This window comes from Hyphomicrobium sp. (assembly GCF_003987855.1).
GTDB lineage: Bacteria > Pseudomonadota > Alphaproteobacteria > Rhizobiales > Hyphomicrobiaceae > Hyphomicrobium_B.
Genome location: NZ_RXIZ01000015.1, coordinates 430,799 through 444,955, shown reverse-complemented (window position 1 = coordinate 444,955; position 14,157 = coordinate 430,799). Strand labels below are relative to the sequence as shown.

The window sequence follows — 14,157 nt, the reverse complement described above, 5'->3', positions numbered from 1 at the left end:
GGTACAGGGAATAGCGATCAATCTTAAGCTGAGTGAGCAAAGCATCGATCGTGTTGGCTATCTTCTCGAAGCTGTACTGATATTGCGATGGTGGAGGCGAGTCGCTCTGCCCGAACCCCGGATAGTCCGGGGCGATGATGTGGTACGAGGGCGCCAAAAGCGGGATTAGCGTTTCGAACATCCGAGATGAGGTCGGAAAGCCGTGCAACAGCACGATGACCGGTGCATTCGGCGGCCCTGCCTCACGATAGAAAACGCCGACCCCGCCAACCTCAATCTTGTGATAGGTCGTCGTCGCCGAGGTGGATTTCGATATCGGTACGGAGGCTTCGGCTGGCGCCATGCCGACAAATGCCGCAAATGCCGCAAATGCCGCAAATGCCGCAATCAGAGGTAAGAACTTCATCGCCCGTCCATAAAAAAATTGGTTGGAGCGAGAGGATGAACCTCCGACCCCCAGTCTCCCAGGATGACCCTTAATACCCAAAATCATGATGTAGTTGATGCGACTGTTTACACTGGTTGATCACCATGAAGAGACAGATACAAGCCCCCTTCCCCTCACCGAAAATTCGGGTGCCGGACGTCGAGCATCATACCGACATCAAGATTTCGGTTGGTTAGAGAATTCGCAGGTGATTTAGACCGGATTATCTAAGCTGAAGGCATTGGTTTCCTTGTCGAAGTCAAACACCTCCCCATAGCGCGCCAGGGAGACAATGGCCTTGAGCGTGCTCATCGCCGAATCCTCATCCATGTAATCCTCCAGTTCGTCCTGGAAGCGCGATGCGGGGGCGCGGTGAGTCGGCCGTTCGTCCAGCACCCGCCGGATGTGAGCGATGATCGGCACATGCGTGATGAGGTGCTGGCGGAACAGCGCCTTGCGGTCATCGACGCCGAGCCCCGCAAAGCGACGCCCGGCGTCGGTGAGCTTGATGTCGCCCTCGGCAAGTTCGGCGAAGCGCAGTAATTGAAGCATTTCCGCAAGTCGCAACAACTGGTCGGCTTCGATATTGAGTCCGTTGGCCAGCACCGGCAGGTCGGCGCGGCCGTTGTAGGGCGGCGAGATCAGCGCCTCGGCAAGGCCCGCCAGGGCATTGGAGGAAACGCGCGGCAAGACCATGCCAATCCCGAGTCCGGGAAACGTTCCAGGCTTCGCTGCGTCGGTGCGGGCGGTCATCCGCTTGTAGATGTCGTCCACCAGCGCGCGGAAGGTCGGGTCGAAGCGGTTGCGCGGATGCGGCAGCGTCACCTTGAACTCCGCCGCGATGGTGCCGGGGTTGGAGGACAGCAGCAGGATCCGGTCGGACATCAGCACGGCCTCTTCGATGTTGTGGGTCACCAACAGGATGGCGCGAATCGGCAAGCGCCCTTCCACCCAGAGATCCAGGAGGTCCGTGCGCAGCGTCTCGGCGGTGAGCACGTCCAGCGCCGAGAACGGCTCATCCATCAGCAGCAACTTGGGATGGGTCACGAGAGCACGCGCGAAACCGACCCGCTGGCGCATGCCGCCGGAGATTTCCTTGGGGTAAGCGTTCTCGAAGCCGTCCAAACCGATAAGGTCGATGGCGGCCAAGGCGCGGCGGCGGCGGTCTTCCGGCGGAACGCCCTGCGCCTCGAGGCCCAGCTCGACATTGGCAAGCACCGTGAGCCACGGCAGCAGCGCGAAGCTCTGGAACACCATCGCCACGCCGTCGGCGGGGCCGTCCACGGTCTTGCCTCCGATCACAGCATGGCCTTCGGTGGGTAACGTGAGTCCGGCGATGACCCTGAGCAGCGTGGACTTACCGGACCCCGAACGGCCGAGCAGAGAGACAATCTCGTTTTCCTTGAGTGCCAGGTTCACGTCCTTGAGGATCGGATGTTCGGTATCGTTGCTGTAGGTGTGGGTCACATGGTCGACGGTGAGTAGCGTGTCCGTGGACAGGCTGGTGGGTTTTTTGGCGAGGGTTTCCATCGGACTCTCCTATTCCAGGCGCAGGCGTTGTTCGGCGAAGGTGTAAAGGCGACGCCACAGCAGCCGGTTGAAGGCGATGACGAACAGCGACATCACCGAGATGCCGAGCACGATGCGCGGCATGTCCCCGGCTTCGGTCGCCTTGGCGATGTAGGCGCCGAGCCCCGTGGCCTCGATGCGGGTATTCCCCCAGCTCACCACCTCTGCGACGATCGAGGCGTTCCATGAGCCGCCAGCAGCGGTCAACGCGCCCGTGATGTAATAGGGAAAGATGCCCGGCAGCATAACATCCCGCCACCATTGCCAGCGCGAGACCTTCATGATGGTGGTCGCTTCGAGCAGGTCGTTGGGGAAGGCGCTTGCGCCCGCGATGACGTTGAACAGGATGTACCACTGCGTGCCAAGGATCATCAGCGGCGACAGCCAGATGTTGGGGTCGAGGTGATACCCCGCGATCACCACGACGAAGAACGGGAACATCACGTTGGCGGGAAACGCGGCGAGGAACTGCGCCAGGGGCTGCACGCGCTCGGCCACGGCCGGCCGCAGGCCGATCCACACGCCCACCGGCACCCAGATCAGACTGGCGAGCGCGATTAAGACCGCCACGCGCGCAAAAGTGATGCTGCCTAGCCAGAAGGCCGTTCCAACGTCCGAAACAGTAAGATGCTCGCGCACGAACGCGACAATGGTCCAAGCGCCCCACGCCGCGCCTGCGGCCACGCACGCAATCCATAGCCCATCGGCCCACGCGCCGCTTGCCCCGTTGACCGGCGGCACGCGCCGTGTCGCCGTGAGAAGCGTCCGCGCCCACCAATCCGACCACAGTGAAAAGAGGCGGCCCAAAAAGCGCAGCGCCCCGCTGTGGCGGAAAACATCGTAGACCCACGAGGTCGGCTTCTCGCCCTTGGCGGTCAACTCGACGCGGAACTTGTCGGCCCAGGCGACGATCGGGCGAAATACCAACTGGTCGTAAATGAGGATGACAACGCCCATGGCGACGATCGCCCAGGCCACCGCCACAAGGTCCTGCTTTTCGATGGCGAGCGCGAGGTATGAGCCGATTCCGGGCAAGGTCACCTTGGTATTGCCCACGGTGATCGCCTCCGACGCCACCACGAAGAACCAGCCGCCGGACATGGACATCATGGTGTTCCAGACGAGGCCTGGCGTGGCGAATGGCGCCTCGATGCGCCAGAAACGCATCCAGCCGGACAGCCGGAAATGCCGCGCTACCTCCTGCATGTCCTTCGGCACCGTGCGAAGGGCCTGGTAGAACGCGAAGGTCATGTTCCAGGCCTGGCTGGTAAAGATGGCGAAGATTGCCGCCATCTCCGCCCCCAACTCATTGCCGGGGAACAGCCCCATGAAGGCTGTGACGGTGAAGCTCAGGAAGCCCAGCACGGGCACCGATTGCAGGATGTCGAGCGCCGGAATGATGACAAGCTCGGCCTTCCGGCTCTTGGCGGCCAGGGTCGCGACCACGAAGGTGAACACCAGCGAGGCGATGATGGCCGCGAACATTCGCAGGGTAGAGAGAAGCGCATAGGGAATCAGATTGACCGGTTCCAACGAGACCGGCGTGAAATCAAGCGCCGCCAACGGCCGTTCCATGACGTGGGCGCCATGCGCAGCGGCGATGAAGACACCGAAAAGGATGGCGAAGGCGAAGACGTCGTAGCGATTGGGGAGGAATGCCGCCGCGCCGGGACGCATTCCGGCGGCGTGGGCGTCAGGCTTAGGATGGAAGATCATGTCTCACCTCGGTGGCCGCCATCGGCGGGCCAAGGTGAGCGTCGGTTAAACGATCACGCGAGGACCGGCGATGGCAATGGCAATCGGCTGCTACTGTCGCTAGGCATGGTCGTTAAATCTTTCGGTTTTGGACGGCACTTCGTACCGCTTGGAGAGGGGAATGCTCTCAGCCGGTTTTGTTGTCAACGAGGAAGATGTCGCCTGCCGACAATGAGGGCGAGCGGTGTTGCAGTGGATGAGACAATTCATCCCGATGGAGAGAAGACTGTCAGAGCCGTCTGCGAACAACGGACTTTCGACACAGCGGTGAAGCCGGTTGTGCGTCAGAGCGTCGTGGCGATTGGTCGGCAGGAGATGCCAAGTCGGTCACTCGAACGGTGTCAAAAGCAGCCACGCATTTCGATGATCTTTCGGCGCACGTTTCTTACCCTCGCAAGTCTTCGCGGCGACCATCGAAATGTCAGGAACGCGGTAGCTAGGTGGTAGCTACGCCGTTTTGCTTGAAAGAATGGTCGGAGCGAGAGGATTTGAACCTCCGACCCCCAGTCCCCCAGACTGTGTACTGGGAGGTGCTCCACGGTTCTAACCGGTGAATGTCTCCAAAAGACCAATAGGAATGAATAATTTGTGATGCTGCCGGGGGAAGCGCGGGGCGCGAAGTTGCGCTATCGTGAATGCTAGTTTCCCCTCTGGCATTCACGACCTAGATGAGAAAAAAAATCGTCAAATCTGCGGTGGACGGCGCGGTCGCTACGGCTGGGAAACCCATCTTTATATTCGATACCGAACTGCCAGGTTTTACGCTCAAGATCACGCCGACTGGGAGAAAGGTCTTCCAGCTGCGCTATCGCATGGGCGGCCGTGCGGCAAGACTCGTCACCTACACTATCGGGCGATACGGAGCGCTTACCCCCGAGCAGGCGCGAAAGATTGCGAAAAAGTTAGTCGGCATGATCGCCGACGGCACCAATCCAGCCGAAGTAAAAAAACGGGATAAACAGGAGCTAACCGAGGCACCGACCATTTCGCGTCTGTCCAAGGATTTCCTTGACCTATATGGCGCGACGAAGCTGAAGCCGCGTACGCTTACTGAGTACCGCCGCAACTTCAATTCTCACATCAATCCGGCAATTGGACACCTCAAGGTGCGTGATACTGCACACAGCGATGTCGAGAGGCTGCAACACTCGATGCGAGATACTCCGCCGACCGCCAATCGATCGACCTCTTGCCTGTCGGCGTTTTTTTCCTGGGCAATACGCTCCGGGTATCGTCCTGACCGGCTCAACCCGGTCAGTGGTTTGAAGAAGTATAAGGAGGAGCCTCGTAGGCGCTATCTGTCACGCCCCGAAATGTCTGCTCTAGGCGCGGCTATTCAGAGTTGCGAGCAAACCGAAAACATCTCCGTCTGGCAGGGCGCATTTTTTCGATGCCTTTTGCTAACAGCCCTGCGCCGAGACGAGTTGAGGACTCTAAGATGGCGTCAGGTCGATCTCGATCGAGGAGTGATTTTGCTCGAGGATTCAAAAGTGGGTCGGAGAGAAGTGCCGATCTCGCTCGCGGTAATACGAATTCTTCAAGCCCTTCCGCAAATCAACGGTAACCCCTACGTTTTCTGCGGAGCGAGAGCAGCGAGCCCGTTAATCAATATCGCCAAGTGCTGGAAGCGCATATTGAAGGAGGCCAAAATTGCTCATGCTCGGCCGCATGATCTACGTCACACGGCAGCGAGCGTGGCAGTCTCTGCAGGAGCAAGTATTCCTCTGATAGGCGGGGTCCTCGGGCACCGATCTTCCATGACGACAGAGCGGTACGCGCACTTGGCGCCCTCGCCGGTTCGCGCAACAGCCGAGACGATTGGGGCAGAGATCGCTCCGTTGCTAGCGATCACCTCCCCGCCCCGCGGCGGGGATAAAGCTTAGGTCGTGGCAAAAATTCCAAGATCATTTATTGCGAGGTACGAGTTCGAGCGACCGAGCCTACAAGAAGCTACTTGGTTGGACGCCACGAGGGCAGCGCGCAGGCCGACCTTCGATGAAACCGACCGGGCAAATATCGAAGAGATCTTCGCTGACTATTTGCTTCGTAACACCTCGAGGGAGGAATGGGCGTCGCATAAGGACGTGTGCAGGACGCTGGGTGTAATCGAGAGAGCCGCCAATCCAGGAGTTGTCCATTCCGTCTTCTCAAGCTGCAATCACAGAGATGATGTGCTTCGCCGACTTCGGTTGGCTGGGCTTCCGGACACCTGCTATCGCGCTCTAAGCGCGGAACAGGTCGAACCGGAAATGCTAGTCGAGCTATCCATTGCTGCCTCTACCGCATCGACTACGATCGCAGAGGAATTCGGTCGTTCGGGAGGCACTGAAAAGCTACCCGAACTCTACCGCTGCTTATCAGGCCTTGCCTGGGTATTCTCAACAAAAGGGGGCAAAATCTCCGCCGAAAAGTCAGAGAACAGTGCGCATGATGAACTTATATGGGCTCCATTCGTCCGATGGAGTTGGGCCCTTTTACAAGACCCGTGCATCCCTCTGCCTCTTCGGCCGGTATCAATAGGAGCTCTCGGGAGCTTTGCCGAGCGCAATAGGGTCTTTCTAAAAGAAGCTTCTCGACCTCCTTTTCTTTGATCACTGCACTCTGGTCGATTTCGGGGCGCGCAGACATTCAGGACCGGTGTCCCGCCCGGCTTCAACACATCGGGAGTTCGCCATGAATGAGCAAACCCTCCGAGCGAGGCTCGAAGAAGCTGATGAGATTGTGTTCACGGGGGACCTGCTAATCGCCGCGCAGCTCCGCGCCATCACCGAAATGTCGGTTAAAGGCCTCCCCACGGCTAGCGCTGAGGACCTGCTCGTTAAGTTCGAGGAGCTGCACGCTTTGCATGTTGCGCATCGGGATAGTCTTCTAACCAATCTCAATGAGCTGCTGGCGCGACGTGCACCGATCAAGGAATTCGAAATCTCGCGTCAGGTGAAGCAGGACGGCACCGACATTATGCCCCGCTTCATCGTCTTCTGCCCGAACGAAGAGTGCTCGGCCTTCATTCAATTGCCGGAAGACGCGGCCGAGCGCGTTGAGCAGCTACAAGTCATGAAATTGTTCATGATCCACAAAAGCGCATCCGGCTTCATCCTTTGCTCGGAGCTAATCGAGCCGAACTGCCTGTTTTGCGCGGCGGTCACGAGGACGGAAACCCTTGCGGCGATCCAGCGGATCAAGCGCGGCGGCAAGTTTGGCAGGATCGAATGGCAGCCGCCTGAGTGCGTCGATGATGTGATCAAGGACTTGCTGCCACCGAAATCGGTAACCATCACGAAGCAACAGCTCGAATTAATGGTCAAGGCGTTCGATAGGAACGAGGTTCCCGGCATTAGCTGGACGAGTTCGCCGCGCTAGCCACGCCGAGCGCGGCGTGCGACTCTGGCCTCTTCCCGGTGGGGTTTAGTGTCCACCGTTAGAATTTTTGGCCGACCGCCACGCTTGCCGTTCTCGCGTGCGGCGGCAGCCTTCGCCTCGGAGGTTGACCTTCCGCCTGCTGCCCCAAGAGTCGCTGCGGCAAAACTCTGCGGGTTGACCTTTCCGGCCAACAAGCTCGGGACGTACAAGTCAAGATCGAGCTGCGGCCAGTGCAAACCTAAGCCGGACGCGATAACCTCCACGTCGGCGATCTTTGTGGCCGATGCGCCGCGAAGACCACGCACTATCTCAATCGGGACAGTGAGCAAGGTTCCCGAATCCAATTTGATCGCGATCGCACGAGCATTACGGTCATATTTGGCCGCCAGCGCGTATCCCTTGGCTCGAACATCGGCGCCGCGTTCCTTGGCTTTAGCCAATTCTTTTTCAGAAATCGCCATGTATCGCACTCCAATCCGCGCATGCCTTCTCTAAATTCTTCACTACGAAGGCCAGCCAGCGGTTGATCATCTTTACTGTTACGCCGTGATCTGCTTCCCGCAATTCGGGAGGGCCGTTCGGGCAGCGGAGCAAGAAACTGGCGCTCAGTTCACCCTTACCTTTGCCTTTGATCACATGGACGTGACTGGGTCGGTGGTCGTTCGACCAGATCACAATCCTGAGATTTCCTTTCCGCCGGACCTGCCCCATGCCCCTATGTAGCAAAACCCAAGCGGTTAGGAAAGGTTGAAGCTTGCTAAATGCTAAATGTCTCGCCATCTACACGACCGCCATGCTTAAGCGTATTCCCTTCATTCGCCCAATGGCTCCGACCCTCACGAAGACCCCGCCCACCGGGCCGGAGTGGTCGCACGAGGTCAAATTTGACGGCTGGCGGGCACAAATCCACCTCGACGACGGCGAAGCTACGATCTTCAGCAAGGGCGGCTCTGACCTCACCAAGCGCTTCCGCGCTCTACGTCCGGTGCTGGACCAAATACCGGCGCGCAGGGCCATCCTCGACTGTGAGCTGGTGGCCTGCGGGCCTGACGGCATGCCCTGCTTCAAAACCCTCATGGCCTACCGCAAAACCGACGCGCCGCTCTGCCTATGGGCGTTCGATCTTCTGGCACTGGATGGCGTCCGGCTGCTGCCGTTGCCGCTCTACGAACGGCGCGCGCGCCTTGCCGACTTGATCACGGCCACGGTCAGCGAGCACATTCAGTGTTCTGGCGCGTTTGACGATCCTATGAAGCTTTTGGCCACGTGCGAGCGCATGGGGCTTGAAGGTATCGTTTCGAAGAAACGCGACGCGCCCTATAGACCCGGGCCGACGCGCGCTTGGCTTAAGACGAAGACGGTGAGCTGGCGGGAGGCGAATCGGGATCGCTGGGAACAGTTTGTGGTTGGTTGTTCCTAACGCCAAATTCACTGCTCGCAGCGGCGGTGAGCTGCTTCAACAGCGTCTGCTGCGCCTTGAGATAACCTTCGTAAACACTATTGAACCCTTCTGAAAGCTGATCGGTCCTACCCGCCAACCGCTCACGACCCTTACCGATCATCCAGCCTCGGTAGGCCAACGCGGCTCGCTCCATAACCCGTATCGGCTCGAGAAACTGCGGAAAGTATATGGCGGCGATGGCCGTGAGTTTGGACATGGGAGATACGGTCTCCTCCGATGACTTAGCATCGAGCACAATTCTTTGCCGCATAGCATCGATCCAATGTGCGTGCTCGTAGACTAAGCTGATCATCTCTTCGAGTTTTTGCTCTCTCAGTCGCCGCCGATCTTCGTCGGCCTTTGCCTTGTGAGCGTACCACTGGGTAGCTGCGCTGCCCGTTATGGCCAGCAAACCGCCGATGACCACTCCCCATAAATCGGCCATTTCGTTCTCCCGCTCGGTGAAGCGATTCTTTTAATTCTCTGCAAAGCCTCTCGAACGGCCTCTTCTGCCGTAGTGAACCGGCAGATGAGTCCACATCCGATTACCTCGACACCGTTGACCGCCGCTACCCATTTCCCATCCGCTTCCCGGATCGCGATCATGCCGTCGTCCGAAATCATCGGCGTGCTGTGCAATCCCGCGCGATAGCTTTGCAGCCTAACGCCATCGACCGTGATCCAGTGATAGAGCGGCCGAAGATCGGGCATCTTCGCCATCACCACAGGTGAGCCGGGCGCCGGCTTCGTCCTTCGCATCCGAAAGGGCGTGGCGAAACCAACCCGCCGTTCGTCGCGCCGAGCCGCCGTCAATGCCTGCGCGATCCTACGGGCGGCAGAATAGCCTTCGAGGCAGAAGCTGCCCTGCGTGATGACATCGTTCGTGATGATCTCAGTGATGATGCGCTCTGCGGCTTCACGATCTGCCGGATGCGGCGCGTCGCTCTCGTCCAGATATATTCTCAACGGTCAGCTCCCCTAGGTGCCGCCGTTCCCGATCCCCGCGACAAGGCTACGAAGGGACGCAGGCTTGTTCAAGTTCGACATCTATCGTTATGCAATGTGATGCCCGCCACCGTTGCATATGACAGTCGACCGTCAATGAATCCCCCGCCACAAACGCCTTAGTAATGCGTAGGAGATGGCGAAATGGACGGCGATGAAGCACACCTGAATGAGACCAAGTCTAGGTTGGATCAGGATTTGGAAAGCCGCGAGGACGTGACGGGAGTGGGCTTCAGCCTTCTTCTCTTCGACGCGTTCATGCGTAAAGGTTTCATAACGTGGGAACGGTTGAGTTTTGCCGGGCCGGGCCAGCGGGACCTGTGGCCGATGTACGCTAAGCGGTATCATGCTTCATCATGGGACGAAATTCCGGGCTGGAATATCGGCTTCCGGCCGAGCAAAGCGCGCCTACGGAGGCTCGCGGTGTCGCATGACCTTGCCGCAGGGGCCATTAGTTTTCCTCTGGAAAGCTACTTCGCGGCAATCAACTTGCACCTTAAGAACCATGGCACCCGCCACGGCGAGGTCATTTCGGCCGCCACTCGCGCCAGCAAAGCAATCCCAAAACTATGGCGTCGCCGACAGCGAACCACGCCCAAGCTGGAAGAGAATTCCAGATAGCGGCATCCGGAAGCCGTGGAAACAACGCCACGGCCGCTATGGTGACGACAACCACGATGGCTGTGCAGACAGCTACGCTCATAACGGCGACTGGCAGCCAAAACAGGCCTTCGGCGAGGAGCCTGAACACGCGTTCGAAGCTGAGATTGACGCCGATGAGCCGTAACGCCCCGCAGACCAATGCCGCTGTGGCCAAGACAATGAGAAACAACGCATAGGTCACGGTTGCTCCCCCGCCTTCTAACGCACGGAATCAGATATCGCTCAAAAACGAGATTTGGGCGAGACGACTCGCGCGTGATGCGCGTCATGGGGTGAAACTTTCGCCGATCAAGTTCAAGACGGTCTCCGATGGGCTCGACACATCGGGCTCGACCGGGCGCTTAGTACTGCACATGCTGGCGGCAGTTCGTCCTATTGCCGGGCCGTTGGAAGCGGCCGTCCGAATTTCTAGAAAAAATTCGATCGTGGGGGGGATACACCTGGCGAACCTCAGTTCACCCTAGGGCCACTTCTAACCGATGTGATCCTTGATGATGAGCGAAGATTTCAAAAGTCTACCCGGCAATGCAACACCTGTCGCTCGTGACCAACCGGAATTTTTCGACCAAGCATCCGCGTCCGAGTACCTTTGGCATCAGTGCGGTATCAAAGTTGCACCAGCGACGTTGAAGAAACTTCGCGTCATGGGTAACGGGCCGCCTTTTTTTCGGGGCTTCGGTCGTCGGATAACCTACCAAGGCGCGGCGCTTAAGAAGTGGGGACATGCGCAGCGTTCCCGAGCCATGGCTTCTACTTCGGAACCGAGCGAGTAGTCCTCTCTACTTCTCCTGAATGCAATTGGCGCGGAGCTAAGCTTTCCGCGACGGTCCCCCCTTGTGTCGTCTCAGCGCGGAGTAGCCATGCAGGACCTATCGACGATACTTGCCTCCGACGTAGCAGGAATTCTCAGCCAGTTATTGGGCTCTCCAACGTCTGTTTCGCGCAACGAATTCCGTTACGGTCGTCGCGGTTCGCTCGCCATTGCAGTCGCTGGGCCGAAACGTGGCTTGTGGTTCGATCACGAGGCCGGGACAGGCGGGGATCTGATCGACCTGATTATGCGCGTCCACGGTGTCAAGTTTCAGCGCGCCATCGAAATTGGGCGGGATCTTATGTCAACGCTTTCGCAGCGCAGCCATCAACGGACACCCTCGTTTCCTGTTAATCACAGCAACGCCGGAGAACGCATACGGCTTGCGCGTATTGCACTTGCTATATGGGACCGGCGCAAACCTGTGCTCGGGACAAAAGCCGAAATCTATCTTGCCAGCCGCGGGCTGAAAATCGACCGTCTCGACGTGGGACATGTGCTCGGATGGGATCCCGTTGAGTCTGCGATGCTTGCGCTTATGACCGATCCTGTCACTTCTATTCCGCGGGGCATTCACCGAACTTTCCTCGACGGCAACGCTCGCAAGCTTGGGCGCAAGATGCTGGGAGGTCAAGGAGTCGTTCGTCTCTCACCAGACGAAGACGTAAGCGACGCGCTTGGTATTTGCGAAGGCGTAGAAGACGGCCTTGCGTTGCTCATCTCAGGGTGGCAGCCGGTTTGGTCAGCGACAAGTGCTGGCGCTCTTTTCCGCTTCCCAGTGTTGCGAGCCATATCCTGCCTGACCATTTTTGCCGACCGGGACAGAGCCGGGCTCGACGCCGCTCGAGCCTGTGCTGCGCGATGGCGCGCATCCGGAAGCGATGCGGCGATCGTGGTTCCCGGAGTGATTGTAAATGTCGAATGATATAAAGGATGTGAACGAAGCCCTCGCTCGCGGTCACGACATTCTCCGCACTGCGGATGATACGTGGGGACGTTTGAAACAGCCCTCCTGGCGGGATCACGCTTTCTTGGCAAGCGAACTTCAGCGTAAGGACCATCCGCCGATTCGATACATAATTCCTGGCGTAGTTCCCGAGGGTCTCTCCATGCTGGCGGGCAGGCCAAAGCTTGGGAAAAGTTGGCTGGCACTGGAGCTTGCCGCAGCGGTGGCAGGGGGTACGCCCTGTCTTGGTGAGATTGTCCCGGAACAAGGGGATGTTCTCTACTGCGCGCTCGAAGACAACGAGCGGCGCCTCAAAAATCGAATGACGAAGCTTCTAGGGCCGAACTTGCCTTGGCCGCACTGTCTAACGCTCACCACGAAGTGGGAGCGGCTGGATAAGGGTGGGGTACGCGACATCAAGGATTGGATAGAGAGTTCTCAATCGCCGCGCCTCGTTATCCTGGACACGCTCGCCAGCGTGCGCCAGGTCACGAATAAAGAAGGATATGCCGCCGACTACCAAGCATTGACGGCGATTCATCGACTGGCGAACGATCGCGGTATCGCGATCCTCGTTCTGCACCACCAGCGAAAAGGTGAAGCGGAGGATCCGATTGACACGATCAGCGGTACGCTCGGCATTGCGGGTTGCGTAGACACCCCAATTATTCTTTCAAGAAAAACAGCTGGTGCGAGCCTATACGTCCGTGGTCGCGATGTCGAAGAAACGGAACATGCGGTGCAGTTCGACAAGGCCTTGTGCCGATGGCGCATTGTCGGCGACGCTGATGAACTCCACCGATCGGATACCAGGCGGAAAATTCTTGCCACCCTTAAGGAAGCGGCTGGCAGCCTTGGACCGTCAGTGATTGCCGATCGAGCCGGACTGAGCGAGCCAGTAGTGAGAAACCGTTTGAGCGCCATGGTCCAAGCAGGAGAGGTCACAAAGGTCGGCAGGGGCGAGTACATTCATCCGGACTGCGAGACCTCGTTACGTCCGTGACTATCGTTACCTTTTTGAGGCACGAGTAACGAAAGCAACGAATGTAACGACTGGTGAAGCTCGAAGCGAAGCCGATGGTGAACAGAATGGTTTGGTTCAAAAGGTTTGCCAAAGAAGGGCGCACAACCGTGCACGCAGACCCTGCACCCGAACCGCAGCCGCTCACCATGCCCTCCAAGTGGGCAGATGCGCCGCAGTCTGCCGGACGATCGAGCAGTCGCCGCCGAAGGCCCGTGAAGCTTGCCCGTCTTTACCCGCAGGCTAACACCCCGTCTCCTGCTGATGAGCACGTCGCTGTGCTGATATGGGCCCTCTCGGAGGCTGCCACGCGCCATCCCGAACTTAAGCGTCGTTGGATACCCAAAGAGGATCTAGAGAAATTTTATGCAAATCTCGTCGCGGTGAATGGGTGGACCCCGCAATCTTGGACTGCGATGGGAAGGGTTCTCAAGAATAAGGCTCTGCGCCGCCGTACGAAAATCGGCTCACGGTCGGTCACGGTCTATAGCTTCGCCAAGGCTTTTAATGGGGGGTCAAGGTGAGTGCCATTGCAGAGTCTTCGATTATTATACCGTCGTCATCGGGACGTGAGTACAGCGGTGCATTGCATTTCTCCCACCTATTATAGGGGGCGAAATTTCCTCGCTCTCACCTAACCGGAGCGATTATGAACACTGTACCCTTAAACCGGCGAGCTTTCGTCATAGCTGCTGGCCTTACGGTCGTTGCGCCCTCCCTACCGTCACATGCCAATTCGTCCGGAATGTCTTCGGAGTACTTAGCCTGTGAGGAGGCATGGATCGCGGCAGAACGCGTCCGCCTGTCGCAAATCGATGAACATCCTACCGCCTCTGAGATCAAGGCGCAATCAGAAGCTGGTGATCAGTACAGGGCGGCGAAGGAGAAGCTACTTGCTCGACCTATTCGCAATATCTTCGATGCGGTGGCCTTGCTTCGCACGAACGTATGGTACGGGGGAAACTTCATACGGCCCGAAGAGTGGATGGCCAACAGCGATGAATTGCGCACGTTGCGCGCCATAGAGGAATACGCCGGAACGGGGAGCTGGGCCGTTCCAGTCGATCTTATCGCGCTCGAGCAAACGATGATCGCCAAGGAAGAGCTATGGCAAAAATCCAGGAAGCTGCGCGTCAATGTAGACCGTGCATGACGAGCC

Annotated in this window: 14 protein-coding genes; 7 read left to right on the top strand and 7 right to left on the bottom strand. The window is 58.4% G+C overall.

Features of this window, described 5'->3' with window-relative positions:
- The 3 genes from EKK30_RS15025 to EKK30_RS15015 form a co-directional block, all read right to left on the bottom strand.
- The coding region (locus tag EKK30_RS15025; protein WP_290986313.1) for an alpha/beta fold hydrolase at positions 1–406 on the bottom strand (406 nt) is incomplete at its 3' end.
- Positions 407–640: 234 nt separating this feature from the next.
- The gene (locus EKK30_RS15020; RefSeq protein WP_290986312.1) at positions 641–1,957 is read right to left on the bottom strand and encodes a nitrate/sulfonate/bicarbonate ABC transporter ATP-binding protein; all 1,317 of its coding nucleotides are present in this window, start codon (positions 1,955–1,957) and stop codon (positions 641–643) included.
- Between the two features lie 9 nt (positions 1,958–1,966).
- Positions 1,967–3,673: an ABC transporter permease subunit gene (locus tag EKK30_RS15015; RefSeq protein ID WP_290986533.1), complete on the bottom strand. Its 1,707-nt coding sequence runs from the start codon at positions 3,671–3,673 to the stop codon at positions 1,967–1,969.
- Between the two features lie 746 nt (positions 3,674–4,419).
- On the opposite strand from EKK30_RS15015, the gene EKK30_RS15010 reads away from it, so the two are divergent.
- Positions 4,420–5,634 (top strand): site-specific integrase, encoded by a 1,215-nt coding sequence (locus EKK30_RS15010; RefSeq protein ID WP_290986311.1) that lies wholly within the window; start codon positions 4,420–4,422, stop codon positions 5,632–5,634.
- Positions 5,635–6,424: 790 nt separating this feature from the next.
- Positions 6,425–7,111 carry a hypothetical protein gene (locus EKK30_RS15005; RefSeq protein ID WP_290986310.1) on the top strand — a complete coding sequence of 229 codons (687 nt, stop codon included), beginning with the start codon at positions 6,425–6,427 and terminating at the stop codon, positions 7,109–7,111.
- Here the strand turns inward: EKK30_RS15005 and EKK30_RS15000 are convergent.
- Positions 7,108–7,572 carry a DUF2442 domain-containing protein gene (locus EKK30_RS15000; RefSeq protein WP_290986309.1) on the bottom strand — a complete coding sequence of 155 codons (465 nt, stop codon included), beginning with the start codon at positions 7,570–7,572 and terminating at the stop codon, positions 7,108–7,110. The two genes, EKK30_RS15005 and EKK30_RS15000, sit on opposite strands and share 4 nt — an antisense overlap.
- Positions 7,559–7,822 (bottom strand): DUF4160 domain-containing protein, encoded by a 264-nt coding sequence (locus EKK30_RS14995; RefSeq protein WP_290986308.1) that lies wholly within the window; start codon positions 7,820–7,822, stop codon positions 7,559–7,561. The genes EKK30_RS15000 and EKK30_RS14995 overlap by 14 nt, the downstream gene beginning before the upstream one ends.
- 43 nt (positions 7,823–7,865) lie before the next feature.
- On the opposite strand from EKK30_RS14995, the gene EKK30_RS14990 reads away from it, so the two are divergent.
- Positions 7,866–8,531, top strand: a complete 666-nt coding sequence (locus EKK30_RS14990) for a hypothetical protein (RefSeq protein ID WP_290986307.1) — start codon at positions 7,866–7,868, stop codon at positions 8,529–8,531.
- Here EKK30_RS14990 and EKK30_RS14985 read toward each other — a convergent pair.
- Entirely contained in the window at positions 8,458–8,997 is a 540-nt protein-coding gene (locus EKK30_RS14985) for a hypothetical protein (RefSeq protein ID WP_290986306.1), read from the bottom strand. The genes EKK30_RS14990 and EKK30_RS14985 overlap by 74 nt on opposite strands.
- The gene (locus EKK30_RS14980) at positions 8,952–9,518 is read right to left on the bottom strand and encodes a hypothetical protein (protein WP_290986305.1); all 567 of its coding nucleotides are present in this window, start codon (positions 9,516–9,518) and stop codon (positions 8,952–8,954) included. The genes EKK30_RS14985 and EKK30_RS14980 overlap by 46 nt, the downstream gene beginning before the upstream one ends.
- Before the next feature lie 183 nt (positions 9,519–9,701).
- Between EKK30_RS14980 and EKK30_RS14975 the strand changes: the two genes are divergently transcribed.
- From EKK30_RS14975 to EKK30_RS14960, 4 genes are all read left to right on the top strand, one after another.
- A complete protein-coding gene (locus EKK30_RS14975) occupies positions 9,702–10,178 on the top strand; it encodes a hypothetical protein (protein ID WP_290986304.1) in 477 nt (158 codons plus the stop codon).
- A gap of 902 nt (positions 10,179–11,080) precedes the next feature.
- Complete coding sequence (locus tag EKK30_RS14970; RefSeq protein ID WP_290986303.1) at positions 11,081–11,956, top strand: toprim domain-containing protein; 876 nt, start codon at positions 11,081–11,083, stop codon at positions 11,954–11,956.
- Positions 11,946–12,980, top strand: a complete 1,035-nt coding sequence (locus tag EKK30_RS14965; protein ID WP_290986302.1) for an AAA family ATPase — start codon at positions 11,946–11,948, stop codon at positions 12,978–12,980. The genes EKK30_RS14970 and EKK30_RS14965 overlap by 11 nt, the downstream gene beginning before the upstream one ends.
- A gap of 667 nt (positions 12,981–13,647) precedes the next feature.
- Positions 13,648–14,151 (top strand): hypothetical protein, encoded by a 504-nt coding sequence (locus EKK30_RS14960; RefSeq protein WP_290986301.1) that lies wholly within the window; start codon positions 13,648–13,650, stop codon positions 14,149–14,151.
- Positions 14,152–14,157 lie beyond the last annotated feature (6 nt).

Coding starts and splice junctions, on each gene's coding strand:
- EKK30_RS15020 (WP_290986312.1), bottom strand. CDS start 1,957: ATGGAAACCCTCGCCAAAAAACCCACCAGCCTGTCCACGGACACGCTA.
- EKK30_RS15015 (WP_290986533.1), bottom strand. CDS start 3,673: ATGCGTCCCGGCGCGGCGGCATTCCTCCCCAATCGCTACGACGTCTTC.
- EKK30_RS15010 (WP_290986311.1), top strand. CDS start 4,420: ATGAGAAAAAAAATCGTCAAATCTGCGGTGGACGGCGCGGTCGCTACG.
- EKK30_RS15005 (WP_290986310.1), top strand. CDS start 6,425: ATGAATGAGCAAACCCTCCGAGCGAGGCTCGAAGAAGCTGATGAGATT.
- EKK30_RS15000 (WP_290986309.1), bottom strand. CDS start 7,572: ATGGCGATTTCTGAAAAAGAATTGGCTAAAGCCAAGGAACGCGGCGCC.
- EKK30_RS14995 (WP_290986308.1), bottom strand. CDS start 7,822: ATGGGGCAGGTCCGGCGGAAAGGAAATCTCAGGATTGTGATCTGGTCG.
- EKK30_RS14985 (WP_290986306.1), bottom strand. CDS start 8,997: ATGGCCGATTTATGGGGAGTGGTCATCGGCGGTTTGCTGGCCATAACG.
- EKK30_RS14975 (WP_290986304.1), top strand. CDS start 9,702: ATGGACGGCGATGAAGCACACCTGAATGAGACCAAGTCTAGGTTGGAT.
- EKK30_RS14970 (WP_290986303.1), top strand. CDS start 11,081: ATGCAGGACCTATCGACGATACTTGCCTCCGACGTAGCAGGAATTCTC.
- EKK30_RS14965 (WP_290986302.1), top strand. CDS start 11,946: ATGTCGAATGATATAAAGGATGTGAACGAAGCCCTCGCTCGCGGTCAC.
- EKK30_RS14960 (WP_290986301.1), top strand. CDS start 13,648: ATGAACACTGTACCCTTAAACCGGCGAGCTTTCGTCATAGCTGCTGGC.